The sequence below is a fragment of the Streptomyces luteoverticillatus genome, assembly GCF_003970715.1.
In the GTDB taxonomy this organism is placed as follows: Bacteria; Actinomycetota; Actinomycetes; order Streptomycetales; family Streptomycetaceae; genus Streptomyces; species Streptomyces abikoensis.
Genome location: NZ_CP034587.1, coordinates 5,393,976 through 5,410,547, shown reverse-complemented (window position 1 = coordinate 5,410,547; position 16,572 = coordinate 5,393,976). Strand labels below are relative to the sequence as shown.

The 16,572-nt window shown below is 72.3% G+C and carries 15 protein-coding genes; 5 read left to right on the top strand and 10 right to left on the bottom strand.

The genetic code is table 11. From position 1 onward, the window contains the following. Window positions 1–2: 2 nt before the first annotated feature. From hflX to miaA, 6 genes are all read right to left on the bottom strand, one after another. Window positions 3–1,505 (bottom strand): GTPase HflX, encoded by a 1,503-nt coding sequence (gene hflX, locus EKH77_RS24210; RefSeq protein WP_126916412.1) that lies wholly within the window; start codon window positions 1,503–1,505, stop codon window positions 3–5. A gap of 142 nt (window positions 1,506–1,647) precedes the next feature. Then, window positions 1,648–3,132 (bottom strand): M1 family metallopeptidase, encoded by a 1,485-nt coding sequence (locus tag EKH77_RS24205; protein ID WP_126916411.1) that lies wholly within the window; start codon window positions 3,130–3,132, stop codon window positions 1,648–1,650. Between the two features lie 136 nt (window positions 3,133–3,268). Then, complete coding sequence (locus EKH77_RS24200) at window positions 3,269–5,407, bottom strand: RelA/SpoT family protein (RefSeq protein ID WP_126916410.1); 2,139 nt, start codon at window positions 5,405–5,407, stop codon at window positions 3,269–3,271. Window positions 5,408–5,607: 200 nt separating this feature from the next. Beyond that, window positions 5,608–6,495: a diaminopimelate epimerase gene (gene dapF, locus EKH77_RS24195; protein ID WP_126916409.1), complete on the bottom strand. Its 888-nt coding sequence runs from the start codon at window positions 6,493–6,495 to the stop codon at window positions 5,608–5,610. Between the two features lie 53 nt (window positions 6,496–6,548). Beyond that, complete coding sequence (locus tag EKH77_RS24190) at window positions 6,549–7,025, bottom strand: hypothetical protein (RefSeq protein WP_206280047.1); 477 nt, start codon at window positions 7,023–7,025, stop codon at window positions 6,549–6,551. 107 nt (window positions 7,026–7,132) lie between these two features. Then, window positions 7,133–8,071: a tRNA (adenosine(37)-N6)-dimethylallyltransferase MiaA gene (gene miaA, locus EKH77_RS24185; RefSeq protein WP_126916408.1), complete on the bottom strand. Its 939-nt coding sequence runs from the start codon at window positions 8,069–8,071 to the stop codon at window positions 7,133–7,135. Between the two features lie 183 nt (window positions 8,072–8,254). Here miaA and EKH77_RS24180 point away from each other — a divergent pair, with 183 nt between their 5' ends. Then, window positions 8,255–8,506, top strand: coding sequence for a hypothetical protein (locus tag EKH77_RS24180; RefSeq protein WP_126916407.1), 252 nt, complete (start codon window positions 8,255–8,257; stop codon window positions 8,504–8,506). 30 nt (window positions 8,507–8,536) lie between these two features. Further along, window positions 8,537–8,794 (top strand): antitoxin, encoded by a 258-nt coding sequence (locus EKH77_RS24175; RefSeq protein ID WP_126916406.1) that lies wholly within the window; start codon window positions 8,537–8,539, stop codon window positions 8,792–8,794. A gap of 82 nt (window positions 8,795–8,876) precedes the next feature. Here the strand turns inward: EKH77_RS24175 and EKH77_RS24170 are convergent, their stop codons facing one another. Both EKH77_RS24170 and miaB read right to left on the bottom strand, forming a co-directional pair. Further along, window positions 8,877–9,587 (bottom strand): class III extradiol dioxygenase subunit B-like domain-containing protein, encoded by a 711-nt coding sequence (locus EKH77_RS24170; RefSeq protein WP_126916405.1) that lies wholly within the window; start codon window positions 9,585–9,587, stop codon window positions 8,877–8,879. A 128-nt stretch (window positions 9,588–9,715) separates the two neighbouring features. After that, entirely contained in the window at window positions 9,716–11,212 is a 1,497-nt protein-coding gene (gene miaB, locus EKH77_RS24165) for a tRNA (N6-isopentenyl adenosine(37)-C2)-methylthiotransferase MiaB (RefSeq protein ID WP_126916404.1), read from the bottom strand. A gap of 142 nt (window positions 11,213–11,354) precedes the next feature. Between miaB and EKH77_RS24160 the strand changes: the two genes are divergently transcribed. Next, complete coding sequence (locus tag EKH77_RS24160) at window positions 11,355–12,353, top strand: TAXI family TRAP transporter solute-binding subunit (protein ID WP_126916403.1); 999 nt, start codon at window positions 11,355–11,357, stop codon at window positions 12,351–12,353. Between the two features lie 28 nt (window positions 12,354–12,381). Here EKH77_RS24160 and EKH77_RS24155 read toward each other — a convergent pair whose 3' ends face one another. Beyond that, complete coding sequence (locus tag EKH77_RS24155; RefSeq protein ID WP_126916402.1) at window positions 12,382–13,788, bottom strand: sensor histidine kinase; 1,407 nt, start codon at window positions 13,786–13,788, stop codon at window positions 12,382–12,384. A 12-nt stretch (window positions 13,789–13,800) separates the two neighbouring features. Beyond that, a complete protein-coding gene (locus EKH77_RS24150; RefSeq protein ID WP_126916401.1) occupies window positions 13,801–14,511 on the bottom strand; it encodes a response regulator transcription factor in 711 nt (236 codons plus the stop codon). A gap of 256 nt (window positions 14,512–14,767) precedes the next feature. Between EKH77_RS24150 and EKH77_RS24145 the strand changes: the two genes are divergently transcribed. After that, entirely contained in the window at window positions 14,768–15,544 is a 777-nt protein-coding gene (locus tag EKH77_RS24145) for an amino acid ABC transporter ATP-binding protein (protein ID WP_126916400.1), read from the top strand. 74 nt (window positions 15,545–15,618) lie between these two features. Then, window positions 15,619–16,542 carry a glutamate ABC transporter substrate-binding protein gene (locus tag EKH77_RS24140; protein ID WP_126916399.1) on the top strand — a complete coding sequence of 308 codons (924 nt, stop codon included), beginning with the start codon at window positions 15,619–15,621 and terminating at the stop codon, window positions 16,540–16,542. Window positions 16,543–16,572: the final 30 nt, after the last annotated feature.

Sequence of the window (16,572 nt, the reverse complement as noted above, 5' to 3'; positions counted from 1 at the left end):
GGTCAGTGCCGGGCGGCCGGTACGAACCGCTGGAGCTCGGCGGCGAGCTCCTCGTGGACCCGGGCCTTGATCAGGGTGCCCTCCGGGGTGTGCTCCTCGGAGATCACCTCGCCGTCCTTGTGCACCCGGGCGATCAGCGAGCCATGGGTGTACGGCACGAGCGCCTCGATCTCCACGGCGGGCCGCGGCAGCTCGGAGTCGATCAGCGCCAGCAGCTCCGCGATGCCCTCGCCGGTCCGCGCCGACACCGCGATCGAGTGCTTCTCGATGCGGAGCAGTCGCTGGAGGACCAGCGGATCGGCCGCGTCCGCCTTGTTGATCACCACGATCTCGGGCACGTCGACCGCGCCGACGTCCCGGATCACCTCGCGCACGGCGGCCAGCTGCTCGTCCGGCGCCGGGTGCGAGCCGTCGACCACGTGGAGGATCAGGTCGGAGTCGCCGACCTCCTCCATGGTGGAGCGGAACGCCTCGACGAGGTGGTGCGGCAGGTGCCGGACGAAGCCGACGGTGTCGGCGAGGGTGTAGATCCGGCCCGAGGGCGTCTCGGCCCGGCGGACGGTCGGGTCCAGGGTGGCGAACAGGGAGTTCTCCACCAGCACGCCCGCGCCGGTGAGGCGGTTGAGCAGCGAGGACTTGCCGGCGTTGGTGTAGCCCGCGATGGCCACCGACGGGATCTTGTTCCGCCGGCGCTCCTGGCGCTTGACGTCGCGGCCGGTCTTCATCTCCGCGATCTCCCGGCGCATCTTCGCCATCTTCTCGCGGATCCGCCGCCGGTCCGTCTCGATCTTGGTCTCACCGGGGCCACGAGTGGCCATGCCGCCGCCGGAGGAGCCGGAGCCGCCACCACCCATCTGCCGGGACAGCGACTGGCCCCAGCCGCGCAGCCTGGGCAGCATGTACTGCATCTGGGCCAGGGAGACCTGGGCCTTGCCCTCGCGGGACTTGGCGTGCTGGGCGAAGATGTCGAGGATCAGGGCGGTGCGGTCGACGACCTTGACCTTGACGACGTCCTCGAGGTGGATGAGCTGGCCGGGGCTGAGCTCACCGTCGCAGACGACGGTGTCGGCGCCGGTCTCCAGGACGATGTCCCGGAGCTCCTGGGCCTTGCCCGAGCCGATGTAGGTGGCCGGGTCCGGCTTGTCGCGGCGCTGGATGACGCCGTCGAGGACCTGAGCGCCGGCCGTCTCGGCGAGGGCGGCGAGCTCCGCGAGGGAGTTGTCGGCGTCCTGGACCGTGCCGGACGTCCAGACGCCGACCAGCACGACGCGCTCCAGGCGCAGCTGCCGGTACTCGACCTCGGTGACGTCCTCGAGCTCGGTGGAGAGCCCGGCGACACGGCGGAGCGCGGCGCGCTCGGAACGGTCGTACTGCTCGCCGTCGCGCTCCCCGTCGATCTCGTGGCTCCAGGCGACGTCCTCTTCCATCAGGGCGTCGGCCCGAAGGCTCTCCGGGAGGCTCTGCCGGTCCTGCCGGTCCTGGGGAAGGGAAGAAGAGGAGGTCATTTGATCCTTTGCTTGATTGACGACTGTGCGGCGCCCTCGTTGGCGAGGGCTCACGGCATCGACAACGTCCGGCGTCCTCCGGAGATTCCCGGGGGCGGCCGCCTCGCCGACCCGTCGATGTTCCCATGCCGCCGCCGGGGCGTCACGCGGGTTTCGGCGGGGTCGTCTTCCAGTCGGGGTGCCCCGGCATGGGCGGGGTCGTCCGCCCGTACAGCCAGGGCTGGAGGAACCGGGCCTGGTCCTGGCCGGAGACCTCGGAGGCGAGGGCGACGAAGTCGGCGGTGGTGGCGGTGGAGTCGTGGTAGCGGCGCACCCACTCGCGCTCCAGGCGGTCGAAGGCCGCCGTCCCGATCCGCTGGCGGAGGGCGTAGAGCACCAGGGCGCTGCCGTCGTAGCAGACGGGCCGGAAGATGCTGATCTTCTTGCCGGGCACGGGGGCCTTGATCGCCGCCGGGGGGCCTCCGTCGGCGCGCATCTGGTCGGAGAGCTGATAGGCGACGCGCATCCGGTCGACCAGCTTCCGGCCCTTGCGCTCCTCCGCGTAGAGCGATTCGTACCAGGTGGCGTGGCCTTCGTTGAGCCAGAGGTCGGACCAGACGCGGGGGCTCACGCTGTCGCCGAACCACTGGTGGGCGAGCTCGTGGACCATGATCGACTCCACGTACCACTCGGGGAAGCCCGCCTTGGTGAACACATCGCGCTCGAAGAGGGAGAGGGTCTGCGTCTCCAGCTCGAAGCCGGTCGAGGCGTCGGCGATGAGCACGCCGTAGGTCTCGAAAGGGTAGTTCCCGACCCGCTTCTCCATCCACGCGATCTGGTCCGGCGTCCTGGCGGTCCAGCTCTCCAGGGCCTTCTGGTCGGCGGCCGGCACCACGTCCCGGAGCTTCAGCCCGCGCGGGCCGCCGCGCTGGGGCACGGTGGAGCGGCCGATGGCGACCTGGGCGAGTTCGGTGGCCATGGGGTGGAGGGTGCGGTAGGTCCAGGTGGTGTTCGCCCCCTCGGTGGTCTGTCCGGCGGGCAGCCCGTTGGCGACCACGGTCAGCTCTTTCGGGGCGGTCACGCGGAAGGTGAACAGCGCCTTGTCGGAGGGGTGGTCGTTGCCGGGGAAGACCCGGTGCGCGGCGTCGGCCTGGTTGGCCATGACGAGGCCGTCGCTGGTGGGCACCCAGCCGCCCTCGCCCTCGCCGCGCGGATCGCTGGTGTGGTGGACGGTGACGGTGAACGAGCTGCCGGAGGACACCGGATCGGTGGGGGTGACGACCACGTCCTCGCCGGCGGGGGTGAACTGGGCGGGCGCGCCGTTGACCTCCACCGAGGCGATCGCGCCGTGGGTGAAGTCCATGTTGAAGGCGTCGAGCTGCGCGGTGGACCGGGCGACGAACCGGGTCACGGCGTCCAGCGGCTGGTTGTTGGCGTGGTAGACGAGCGAGATGTCGTAGGCCGCGATGTCGTAGCCGGGGTTGCCCAGGTGGGGGAAGAGCCGGTCGCCGATCCCCCGGGCCTCGGGGGTCGGCGGCGCGGCGGCGCCCAGGACCAGGACCGCCGCGGCCGCGAGGAGGGCGGCCCGGCGGCGCGGGAAGCGCCGGCGCTGCGGGGAACGCTCCCCGGGGGCGGGTGAGTGCGACATGCTCCACCGCTACCAGCGCGCGCCCGCACGCCGGTGGCGGCGCGGCGTCGGCCCACCCTTACGAGCGTCTTGGATGCTGGTACGAGTGTCGTATCGGACGACTGATGGGCATGCTTCCCGGCCGGCGGAAGCGCGGCTACAGCGGGGCCGTCAGCGCCCGGCCCGCCCGCTCGACGTCGTAGACCCCCGGGACCCGGCGCATCGCCCGCATCAACTCCGGCAGCCGGCCCGGGTCGGCCAGCTGGAGGGTGTAGGTGTGCCGCACCCGCTGCTCGTACGGCGGTTCGACGGCGGCCGAGATGACGGCGACCCCTTCGGCCGCGATGGCCTCGGTGAGGTCGGCGAGCAGATGCGGTCTGCTGAACGACTCCGCCCGGAGGGTCACGCGGTAGTCCCCGCCGCCCGTCCCGTCCGGGCTGAGCCAGCGCACCTCCACCGGCTGCCGCCCCGAGGTGACCATCCGGTCGACCACGGGGCAGGGCGCGCGGTGCACCGTCACCGTGCCGCCGCGCACCGCGAAGCCGGTGACCTCGTCCGGGGGGACGGGGGTGCAACAGCCCGCCAGCCGTACGCTCACGGCCGCTCGCTCGCCCTCGCCCGCCGCTCCGGTGACGACGGCGACCGGGCCGCGCGCGGGGGAGGCGGCCCGGGGAGCGGACCGGGGCGGGCCGGGGGCGGGCGGTGCGGCGGGCGGACCGTCGGCGGCCGGTTCGGGAGCCGGGTGGGCGGCCAGCCAGCGGTCGATGGCGATCCGGGCCGCCGGCGTGCGCGCGTGTTCGCGCCACTCGGGCGAGGGGCCGGAGGCGCTGTCCGGGGACATCAGCAGATGGAGGGTGTCGCCGTCGCGCAGCACGGTGCCGAGGGCGGCCAGCCTGCCGTTGACCCGGGCGCCGATGCAGTGGTGCGCCCCGTCGCCGTACTGGGCGTAGGCCGCGTCGACGCAGCTGGAGCCCGCCGGGAGGCCGATGGTGCCGCCGTCGGCCCGGAAGACCGTGACCTCGCGGTCCTGGGCGAGATCGTCGCGCAGGGACGTCCAGAAGGTGTCGGGGTCGGGGGTGGCGCGCTGCCATTCCAGGAGGCGGGAGAGCCAGCCGGGGCGGGTGGGGTCGACGCGCTCGCCGTCCGGCGCGTCGGGGGCGTCGGGGGCCGCGTAGGGGTTGCCGAGGGCGACGACGCCGGCCTCGGCGACCCGGTGCATCCGGTGGGTGCGGATGAGGACTTCGGCCGCCTGGCCGTCCTCGCCGGCGACGGCCGTGTGCAGCGACTGGTAGAGGTTGAACTTGGGGGCGGCGATGAAGTCCTTGAACTCGGAGATGAACGGCGTGAAGCAGGTGTGCAGCTCGCCGAGAACGCCGTAACAGTCCGCGTCCTCGGCGACCAGGACGAGCAGTCTGCCCAGGTCGGATCCGGTGAGCCCGCCGCGCTTGATCCGCACTCGGTGCACGGAGACGAAATGGCGGCGGCGGACGAGGACTTCGGCGGTGATGTCCGCCTCCCGCAGGATGGCGCGCACCCGTGCGGCGGTGGCCTCCAGGGGGTCGGGGCGGCCGGCGTGGGCGAGGACGAGGTCGCGGGTGCGGGCGTATTCGTCGGGGTGGAGGATGGCGAAGACCAGGTCCTCCAGCTCGGTCTTGAGGGCCTGGACGCCCAGTCGCTCGGCGAGCGGGATCAGCACGTCGCGGGTGACCTTGGCGATGCGCGCCTGTTTCTCGGGGCGCATGACGCCGAGGGTGCGCATGTTGTGGAGGCGGTCGGCGAGCTTGATGGACATGACCCGGACGTCGTTGCCGGTGGCGACGAGCATCTTGCGGAAGGTCTCGGGCTCGGCGGCGGCGCCGTAGTCGACCTTCTCCAGCTTGGTGACGCCGTCGACGAGGAAGCGCACCTCCTCACCGAAGGCCTCCCCCACCTGATCGAGGGTCACCTCGGTGTCCTCGACCGTGTCGTGGAGGAGGGACGCCGTCAAGGTCGTGGTCTCGGCGCCCAGTTCGGCCAGGATCAGGGTGACGGCCAGGGGGTGGGTGATGTAGGGCTCGCCGCTCTTGCGCGTCTGGCCGCGGTGGGAGGACTCGGCGAGGACGTAGGCCCGGTGGAGGATGTCCAGGTCGGCGCCGGGGTGGTGGGCGCGGTGGACCTTGGCGACGTGGTCGATGGCGTCGGGGAGCCGACCGCGGGCGCCGGAGCCGCTGAGCGCCGCGCGTCCCAGCCGTCTCAGGTCGATGCGGCGGCCGCGCCTGCGGCCGGGAGCACCGGTGTTCGTGACCTCTGCGCCCATGGGCACCTCCGGCAGCGTCGACCGGCGGTCGGCTCACGCCTCCAGGCCGGTGCTTGATGCTACCGAGCCCATCACGCACCGCTCACCCGCTCTCGCCCAGAGTGAAACGGATCACCCATTCGAGGGAGTCGAGGCATGACACGGGCCCCACGGCGAACAGTGGCGCGCCCGTGCGAAACGGTGGAGCGCCCGAGCGGGCGTCAGACCGTGACGGCGAAGCGGGAGGCGTCGAAGACGCCTTCCGCGACGATCACGGCGGGGCCGGTCATCTCGACGGTGCCGTCCGGGGTCTCGCTGATCACCAGGCGTCCGCCGGGGACGTCCACGGTGTAGGTGACGGGGTGGCCCAGGACGGCCGGGTCGGCGCCGTCGCGGCGGGCCGTCGCGACCATCACGGCGCAGGCGCCCGTGCCGCACGAGCGCGTCTCGCCCGAGCCCCGCTCGTGGACCCGCATGGCGACGTGGCGGGGGCCGCGGTCGACGACGAACTCCACGTTGACGCCGTCCGGGTAGGTGGCGGCCGGGGCGACGGCGGGGGCGGTGAACAGGTTCCCGGCGTCGGCGAGGTCGTCGACGAAGGAGACGGCGTGGGGGTTGCCCATGTTGACGTTCCGCGCGGGCCAGTCGCGCTCACCGACGGTGACGGTGACCTCGCCCTCGGGGAGCTCGGCCCGGCCCATGGCGACGGTGATCCCGCCGGGCTCGCCGTCGGGGCCCGCCTTGGCGATGTGGGCGTGCCGGACGCCCGCGCGGGTGGCGATCGCGAGGTCGCCCGCCTCGGCGAGGCCCGCCGCCTGGAGGTAGCGCGCGAACACCCGGACGCCGTTGCCGCACATCTCGGCGACGCTGCCGTCGCTGTTGCGGTAGTCCATGAACCACTCGGCCTCGTCGGCCATCGCCCGCGCCTCGGGGTGGGCGGCGGAGCGCACGACCCGGAGCACGCCGTCCGCGCCTATGCCCGCACGCCGGTCGCACAGGAGCGCGACCGCGGTCGGGGACAGCTCCAGGCGCCCGTCGTGGTCGGGAATGATCACGAAGTCGTTCTCGGTGCCGTGACCCTTGAGGAAGGCGATCTGCGCGGTGCTCACGCTTCGATGGTACGGGGCCTCGCGCGGGGGCCCTCCGCCGGTCCCCGCGCCGGTCAGCGCAGTCGCGCCACGCGCAGGACGGCGAGGAGGACCACCACGGCGACGACGGCCGTGTACGCGGCCACGTACCGCCAGTCCGGGCGCCGCCCGGAGCCGCGCGGCGGCAGGCCGGGCCAGGTGTAGCCCACGCGCCGGGCCGCCATCACGCCCCAGCCGGCGGCGCAGCAGCTGATGAGCAGGCCGAGTACGGCGACGAGGGGTCCGCCGTCGCCGAACTCGAAGGCGAGCGGGAAGGCGAACATCAGCGAGCCGACGGCGGCGAGCACGACGATGGGCGCGAGCTGCCACAGCCTCAGCCTGCGCGGCGGGCGCAGCTCGCGGAACGACTCGGGCGCCGTCGCGTCCGCCGTCGTCCCCTCGGTGTCGTCGGGGCCGTCCGGGGTGAGCACGTCCGGCTCTCCCCCGGCCACCGCCGGGAGGTCGCCCCAGGGCTGCGGCTGATGCGGTCTGTCGCGAGGGCCGGCCTCCATCGCCACGCGCCCTCCCAACTCGGACTCCACGGCTCGATCGAAGCTTGATGATGGCACGTCGGACGCGCTCCCCATGGCGTGCGGAGCGTCCCGATGCCATCACGTGATCAGGCTGTAATAGCCCGTTCGACCAACGCCAGCGCTCGCTCGGGAAGTTCCGCCCGTCGCTCGACCGCGCCGCTCAGCCAGTGGACGCGGGAATCCCGCCGGAACCACGAGTCCTGCCGGCGCGCGAAGCGCTTGGTGGCGCGGACGGTCTCGGTGCGGGCCTCGTCCTCGGTGCACTCCCCCGCCAGGAAGGCGAGCACCTGCTGATAGCCGAGTGCGCGTGAGGCCGTGCGCCCCTCGCGCAGGCCCTCGCGCTCCAGGGCGCGCACCTCGTCGACGAGCCCGGCCTCCCACATCCGGTCCACCCGGACGGTGATCCGTTCGTCGAGTTCGGGGCGCTCGACGTCCACGCCGATCTGCAGGGCGTCGTAGACGGGCTCCTCGCCGGGCAGGTTCGCCGTGAAGGGGCGGCCGGTGAGCTCGATGACCTCCAGGGCGCGCACGATGCGGCGGCCGTTGCCGGGGAGGATCGCGCGGGCGGCGGCCGGGTCGGCGGCGGCCAGCCGGGAGTGGAGGGCGCCGGGGCCGAGCTCCTCGAGCTCGGCCTCCAGCCGGGCCCGGACGGCCGGGTCGGTGCCGGGGAAGTCCATGGCGTCGATGGTGCCCTTGACGTAGAGGCCGGATCCCCCGACGAGGATCGGCGTGCGCCCCTCGGCGAGCAGCCGGTCGATGTGGGCCCGGGCCAGTCGCTGGTACTCGGCGACGCTGGCGGCCTCGGTGACGTCCCAGATGTCGAGCAGGTGGTGCGGCACGCCCTGCCGCTCCTCCATGGTCAGTTTGGCCGTGCCGATGTCCATGCCGCGGTAGAGCTGCATGGAGTCGGCGTTGACGACCTCGCCGCCCAGGTGCTGGGCGAGGGCGACGCCGAGATCGGACTTGCCTGCCGCCGTGGGACCGACGACGGCGATGACCCGGGGTGCGGGAGCTGCGTTTCTCACCGCTTCAGTCTCCCAAACCTCGGGAGCACCCCACGAACGAGCGACGTGACGCGACGCAGGCGGGTTCGTTGCCTGTTGCGAGGTTCCGAGAGCCGGTTCGCGGACCGGCGTGCGTGAGCGGCGCCATGGGACGCCCCTGACGACGCGGGATTTCGCTCACACCAGTAAGGTAATGGAGTAGATATGGGCGTGTTTGCAAGGCTTCTCGGCAGGTCGTCGTCGAAGTCCTCGGCGTCAACGGAAGAGGCCGCGGCTGCCACTCCGACGGCGGAATCCACCGACGCCGCCGGGACGGCCGAGGCGCAGCCGGAGGCGGCGGCCGAGACCGAGGCCGAGGAGGCCGCGGAGGAGGCGGCCGACGGGGTGGAGATCCCGAAGCAGCAGTCGGCGGAGAAGGCGGCCGACAGCGAGGCCGGTGAAGGCGCCCGCAAGTAGTTCGGCGAGGAAAGACGAGGGGCGGCCACCATGGGTCTGCTGGACAATCTCAAGGCCAAGCTCGGCCCGTTGAAGGACAAGGCCGGCGATCTCGCGCAGCAGCACGGGGACAAGATCGAGCAGGGGCTCGAGAAGGCCGCCAAGGTGGTCGACGAGAAGACCAAGGGCAAGTACAGCAGCCAGATCCAGACCGGTACGGGCAAGGCCAAGGACGCCCTGGGCCGCCTGGCCGAGCAGGACGGCAAGTCCGGGGGCCCGGCCGGCGGGAAGGGCCCCGGGGCCTCCTGATCCTCGTCATCACCTCAGTCGGCGACGGCCGTGGAGCGCGCTCCACGGCCGTCGCCGTGTGTGGCTCACGACCGGCGGCGGGTCACGACCAGGCGGCCACGAGGTAGCCCACGCCGTAGGGGGCCTCGTCGTACAGCAGGGCCCCGCTCAGTCCGGCGCCCTCCGCCGCGCCCGCCAGGACCTGCCAGGGGGCGCGTCCGGCCGCCTGGAGCTCGCGGGCGAGCCCGGGGTCCAGGGCGGCCAGGGCGGCCGTGTCGGCGGCTCCCAGGGCCCTTGCCGCCTCCGCGTCGAAGGGCTCGGCCCGCTCGTCCAGGTATCCCGGCGCCTTGACCGTGCGGCAGGCGCTGCCGTCGCCCATCACGAGAAGTGCGGTCCGCTGAGGCGTGGCGGCCAGTTCCCGGCCGGTCGCCAGGCACCGCTCGCTGTCGAGCGCCGCCCCGACGCCCAGGCCCTCGACCGGTGCGGCGGCCCACTTCGTGCGCTCCAGCAGCCAGGCGGCTACGGCCAGGGACTGCGGGAGCGCGCGCTCGCCGGCGGGGTCCCCCGCGCCGAGCCGCACGTCGAGGTCCACTCCCAGGCCGCGGAAGGATCCGGGGGAACCTGGCGGGTAGGCGCCGTCACCGGCGTGCGGGGCGGGGCCCACGACGACGAGCCGGTCGGGCCGGGCGGCCGCCAGCACGGCCACCGCGTCCAGGCAGGCGGCCCGCAGGCCGTCCAGCTCGGACGCGGCCCCAGTGGCCACGTCGGGGACCAGCAGGGGCGGGCAGGGGCATACAGCGGCGGCGACGAGCATGGCCGCACCCTAGCAATTAGCGATCAACGTTCGTCGGGCTTCCCCGGACCGTCGTGCGGCCGTTTCCCCGCCGGATCCCGCAGGCCCACGTGTGACCTGCGGGAACCGGTCGTATTCGGCTGTCCCGCTCAGTCGCAGCCGCAGCCCGGGCCCGCCGTGGGCGCCGGCGTCGGCGCGGGGGCGCCGATGCGCGGGATGCCCAGCATCACGCCCTGGGGCTTCTCCGCCGGAGCGGCGTTGCGCTTCTCCCACGCGTCGCCCGCGGCCGTGCGGCGGACGGCCTTCGCCGCGCCCTCGGCCAGCAGGTGGTGGGGTGCGGCGTAGGTGATCTCGACGGTGACCACGTCGCCCGGGCGCACGTCCTCGTCCGGCTTGGTGAAGTGGACCAGGCGGTTGTCGGGGGCGCGGCCGGAGAGGCGCCGGGTGGCGTCGTCCTTGCGGCCCTCGCCCTCGGCGACCATGACCTCCAGGACCCGGCCGACCTGCTTCTTGTTCTCCTCCCAGGAGATCTCCTCCTGGAGGGCGACCAGACGCTCGTAGCGCGCCTGCACGACCTCCTTGGGGATCTGGCCGTCCATGGTCGCCGCCGGGGTGCCGGGGCGCTTGGAGTACTGGAAGGTGAAGGCGTTGGCGAAGCGGGCCTCGCGGACGACGTGCATGGTCTGCTCGAAGTTCTCCTCGGTCTCGCCGGGGAAGCCCACGATGATGTCGGTGGAGATGGCGGCGTCCGGCATGGCGGCGCGCACCTTCTCGATGATGCCCAGGAAGCGCTCCTGGCGGTACGAGCGGCGCATCGCCTTGAGGACCGTGTCCGAGCCGGACTGCAGCGGCATGTGCAGCTGGTGCATCACGTTCGGCGTCTCGGCCATCGCGGCGATCACGTCGTCGGTGAAGTCGCGCGGGTGGGGCGAGGTGAAGCGGACGCGCTCCAGGCCCTCGATCTGACCACAGGCGCGCAGCAGCTTGGAGAACGCCTCGCGGTCGCCCATGTCGGAACCGTAGGCGTTGACGTTCTGGCCGAGGAGGGTGATCTCGCTGACGCCCTCGGCGACGAGCGCCTCGACCTCGGCGAGGATGTCGCCCGGGCGGCGGTCCTTCTCCTTGCCGCGCAGCGCGGGGACGATGCAGAAGGTGCAGGTGTTGTTGCAGCCGACGGAGATGGAGACCCAGGCCGCGTAGGCGCTCTCACGGCGCGTCGGCAGCGTGGAGGGGAACGCCTCCAGCGACTCGGCGATCTCGACCTGCGCGTCCTCCTGGACACGGGCGCGCTCCAGCAGCACCGGCAGCTTGCCGATGTTGTGGGTGCCGAAGACGACGTCGACCCAGGGGGCCCGCTTGACGATCGTGTCGCGGTCCTTCTGGGCGAGGCAGCCGCCGACGGCGATCTGCATGCCGGGCCGCTTCGTCTTCATCGGGGCCAGGCGGCCGAGATTGCCGTACAGCTTGTTGTCGGCGTTCTCCCGCACCGCGCAGGTGTTGAAGACGACGACATCGGCGTCGCCCTCGGCGGTGCCTTCGGGCGCGCGGACATAGCCCGCTTCCTCCAGGAGGCCGGACAGCCGCTCGGAGTCATGGACGTTCATCTGGCACCCGTAGGTGCGCACCTCGTATGTCTTCGCACTCATCTCAATCGACCAGGGTACGTGGTCCCTCGGACAGCGTGCCCCCACGTTTCCCCGGTGGCCCCGGCCCGTCCCATGATCTCCGCCCCGAGCCGCTCCCCGCCGAGGCCTGGTCGACGCGGCGGCGGGCTGGCAGGATCCGAGCGTGCTTCCCCGATTCGCGCGCCCGGGCGGGCGCCGTGCCGCGCGGGCGGGCGCGGTGGCGGCCGCCGTGCTCGCCCTGCTGCTGTGGTCGCTGTGGCCGCCCGACCGGGGGCCGGAGCCGGCCGGGGAGATCACGGTCGCGACGGGGGTGCCGACCGGGGTGTACGAGAAGTACGGCGACGTCCTCAAGGAGGACCTGGGCCAGGACCTGCCGGCCCTGAAGGTACGGCTGCGGCACAGTCAGGGCTCCCTCGACAATCTGCGGCAGCTCGCGAGCGGCAAGGCCGACTTCACATTCGCCACGGCCGACGCTGTGGCCACCTACCGGGACCGCAAGCAGCCGGGTGCCGGTCGGCTGCGGGCGTGCGCGCGGCTCTACGACGACTACATGCAGCTGGTGGTGCGCAAGGACTCCCGCGTGAAGTCCACCCGGGATCTCGCGGGGCTGCGGGTGGGGGTGGGCGCGGACGGGTCGGGGGTGCAGCTGATCGCCCGGCGGCTGCTCCAGGCCGCCCGTCTCGACTTCGACAAGGGCATCACGCCGGTGCGGGTGGGCATCGACCGGATGCCGGGGCTGCTGGAGAACGGCGAGCTCGACGCGTTCTTCTGGTCCGGCGGGCTGTCCACCAACGCCGTCAAGGCCCTGGGAGAGCGACTGCCGATAAGGCTCGTCCAGCTCGGGGACCTCATCGAGCCCCTCCACCGGATGGGGCGGCAGACGCGCTACTACCGGTCGGCGATGATGCCGACGGACGCCTATCCCGAGCTGAACGCCCCCGGTGTCGTCCAGACGATCGCGATCGCGAACCTCCTGGTCACCAGGGACGACACCGACGCGGATCTCACCGAGAGCGTCACCCGCACGGTGATCAAGAGCCGCGACCACATCGGCAGCAAGGTGAACGCCGCGCAGAAAGTGGACCTCCGCACGGCCATCTTCACCGACCCCCTGGAGCTCCACGCCGGAGCGCGCCGCTATTACCTGTCGGCAAAGCCCTAAACCTGTTTCCGGTCGCGACGCCGTCGGCTCAGCCGCCGTGGCGCGGTACGGCGATCGTCGCGCGCAGTCCGGTCGGCCGGTTCGGCTCGTAGGAGAGCGTGGCGCCACCGGCGGCGAGCAGGGCGCGGGAGATGGACAGCCCGAGGCCGGAACCGGAGACGTTCTGGTGGCGGCTGCTGCGCCAGAAGCGGTCGCCGATGCGGGCGAGCTCCTCCTCGGTGAGGCCCGGGCCGCCGTCGGCCACGGTGATGTCGACCCGGTCACCGGAGACGGCGACGGTGACCTCGACACGGGCGTTCTCGGGCGTGAACTTGAGCGCGTTGTCCACGATCGCGTCGAGCGCGCTGGAGAGGGCGACCGGGTCGGCCCAGCCGGTCGCCGCGGACGGCCCCCGGTAGGTGAGGGCGATCTTCCCCCGGTCGGCGACCGGCGACCAGGCGCCCACCCGGTCGGTGACTATCTCGGCGATGTCGGCGAGCTGGGCCTCGCCGGAGGCGTGCTCGGCCAGGGCGAGGTCCAGCAGGTCGTCCAGGACGCGGGCCAGCCGCTTGCCCTCGGCGCGCACCGAGCCGACCTCCGCGTGGCCGTCGGGCAGGTCGAGGGCCAGCAGGTCGATGCGCAGCAGCAGCGCGGAGAGCGGGTTGCGCAGCTGGTGCGAGGCGTCGGCGACGAAGGCGCGCTGCTGTTCCAGGACGTCCTCGACGTTGTCGGCCATCTCGTTGAAGGAACGCGCCAGTCTGCGCAGTTCCGGGGGGCCGCTGTCGGCGACGACCCGGGACTTCATCCGGCCGGTGGCGATGTCGTGGGCGGCGACGTCGAGGGTGCGTACGGGCTTGAGCACCCATCCGGTGAGCCGGAACGCCGCCGCGACCGCCACCAGCATCGCCGCCGTCTCGCCGGCCGCGATCAGCAGCCAGTCGCGCAGGATGAGGGAGCGCAGCCGGCCGGTGGGCGAGTCCGTGACGACGACGGCGACGACGTCGCTGTCGCGGATGACGGGCGAGGCGACGGTGAGCCGGTCGCGGCGCCAGGGCCAGATCTGTCCGGGGTCGCGGCTGCGGCGCCCGGCCAGCGCGTCCTGGAAGGCCGCCCAGCTCTCGCCGCGGCGGGGCAGGACCCAGCCCGCGGGAGCGACCGTCAGGGGCTTTCCCTCGCGGGAGAAGACGCCGGCGCGGATGCCGTAGAGCTTCTCGTAGCGGGCGAGTTCGTGCTGGAGGCTGAGCTGCCGGTCGCCGCTGTCGCCCCCTTCGGGCGGCTCGGGGGTGCGGTAGCCGACGAACTGGGCGAGGGCGGCGAAGCGGGCGGTGTCGTCGATGCGGTCGACGACGACCCGCTGCTGGCGCACGGCGGCCGTGCCGGCGGCCAGCGGGAGGCCGAGGGTCATCAGGATGCCCGCCATCAGCACGATGAGCAGGGGGAGGAGTCGGGCGCGCACGGGTGGCCGCGGCTAACGGACCGGGACGACGATCTTGTACCCGACGCCCCGTACGGTCTCGATGAGGGCGGGCATCCGCAACTTGGCGCGCAGCGAGGCGATGTGCACCTCCAGGGTGCGTCCGGTCCCTTCCCAGCTGGTGCGCCACACCTCGCTGATGATCTGCTCCCTGCGGAAGACCACCCCCGGGCGCTGGGCGAGCAGTGCCAGCAGGTCGAACTCCTTGCGGGTGAGGGCGACGGCCGAGCCGTCCACGCAGACACGGCGGTTGGGGAGCTCGATGGTCAGGGCGCCCAGGCTGAGGACATTCGCGTCGCCCTCGGGGGCGCGCGACCGGCCCGGCGCGCTCTCCTGGTGGGGGATGCGCCGGGCGACGGCGTGGATGCGGGCGAGCAGTTCACCGGTGTCGTAGGGCTTGACCACGTAGTCGTCGGCGCCGAGGTTCAGGCCGTGGATCTTCGAGCGGGTGTCGGCGCGGGCGGTCACCATGATGACGGGCGTGGTGGTGCGCTTGCGGATCCTGCCGCAGACCTCGAAGCCGTCCTGGTCGGGCAGTCCGAGGTCGAGCAGGACGACGCCGAAGGGCGACCGGTCGCCCGGTAGCAGGGCCTGGAGGGCCTCCTCGCCGCTCCTCGCGTGCGTGACGTCGAAGCCGTGCCGGCCGAGGACGGCCGACAGGGCCGCGGCGACGTGGTCGTCGTCCTCCACGAGCAGCAGTCTCATCGGCCCCCTCCGCGCGGCTCGGTGCGGTATCACCGCATCCACGCCGATGCGCTCCCGGTACGTCAAGGGGTTCTGCCCGCGCGAGGGCATCCGTTATCCAGCCGGTACCACGGAGCGAGGCGTTCCGGCGATCTGACGTTGTGTGTCCGGTTGAGTCCGGATCGTTATGCTCAATTTCAGCTCAGATGTAATGACGTTGGTCTTCGCCGCTCATTAGGGTCCTCCCCAACCGAGGAGGACGGAGCGAGGAGCGCCGATGAACGAGATATCGGTGACCAAGGACGTGGCGCCCGCCGCGGACGCCCTGGTCGTCCTGGACAAGGTCAACAAGCACTTCGGCGCGCTGCACGTGCTCCAGGACATCGACTTGACCATCGCCCGCGGCGAAGTGGTGGTCGTCATCGGGCCGTCGGGATCGGGCAAGTCGACCCTGTGCCGCACGATCAACCGGCTGGAGACGACGGACTCCGGTTCCATCACCATCGACGGGAAGCCACTGCCCCAGGAGGGCAGAGAGCTGGCGCGGCTGCGCGCCGACGTGGGCATGGTCTTCCAGTCGTTCAATCTCTTCGCCCACAAGACCGTGCTGGAGAACGTGACGCTGGGGCAGGTGAAGGTCCGCAGGAAGGACCGGAAGTCGGCCGAGGCCACGGCCCGTTCCCTGCTCGACCGGGTGGGCGTGGGCGCCCAGGCGGAGAAGTACCCCGCGCAGCTCTCCGGCGGCCAGCAGCAGCGTGTGGCGATCGCCCGGGCGCTGGCCATGGACCCGAAGGTGATGCTCTTCGACGAGCCGACGTCGGCCCTGGACCCGGAGATGATCAACGAGGTGCTGGAGGTCATGCAGCAGCTCGCCCGGGACGGCATGACCATGGTCGTCGTCACCCACGAGATGGGCTTCGCCCGCTCCGCCGCGAACCGCGTGGTCTTCATGGCGGACGGCCGCATCGTCGAGGAGGCGCGGCCGGACCAGTTCTTCAGCAACCCGCGCAGCGACCGGGCCAAGGACTTCCTGTCGAAGATCCTCCACCACTGAGCGCTCCTCTCCGAGCCCCCTTCCCCGCCGCTTCACCGCCACCCGAGGTCCCGCAGACGCAAAGGATGTCCTCCATGAAGCTCCGCAACACCGCAGCGGCGGCCGCCGTCGTCATCGCGCTGGCCGCTTCCGCCACCGCCTGCGGCAAGTCGGGCAGCCCCGACGACAAGAGCGACAAGTCCAGCGGCGGCGCCTCCGCGGCCGCCGAGTTGCCGAAGTACCAGGTGAACTCCGCCGCGGACGTCAAGGGATCCCCGGTCTTCGAGAAGATCAAGGGCAAGACGATCACCATCGGCACCAAGGCGGACCAGCCCGGCCTCGGCTTCGAGAACCCCGGCACCAAGAAGCGCTCCGGCTTCGACGTGGAGATCGCCCGGATGATCGCGGCCGATCTCGGCTTCGACGAGGCGCACATCAAGTTCGTGACGGTCCCCTCCGAGGCGCGCGAGACGCAGATCGCCAGCGGCGGCGTCGACCTGTACGTCGGTACGTACACGATCAACGACGAGCGCAAGAAGCAGGTCGGCTTCGCCGGCCCGTACTACGTCGCCGGGCAGGACCTGCTGGTGAAGGCCGACAGCTCGATCAAGGGCCCGGACGACCTCAAGGGCAAGAAGGTCTGCTCGGTGACCGGCTCCACCCCGCTGAAGCGGATCAAGGAGGCCAAGTACGGCGTGGCCGAGGCCAAGGCGCAGCAGGGCTACCAGCTGTGCGTCCAGGAGCTGGTCAACGGTTCGGTCGACGCGGTCACCACGGACGACTCGATCCTCAAGGGCTACGCGGCCGAGAACAAGGGCGCGCTGAAGGTCGTCGGCAACCCCTTCTCCAAGGAGCCCTACGGCGTCGGCCTCAAGAAGGACGACACGGCGCTGCGCGAGGCGGTCAACAAGGCGATCGAGGCGCACGAGAAGAGCGGCGACTGGAAGAAGGCCTACGACGCCACGCTGGGCCGCTCGGGCGTCCCCGCCTCCACCCCGCCCGCGGTCGAGCGCTACTGACCGGCGAGTGGTGCTGTACGACCGACTCGC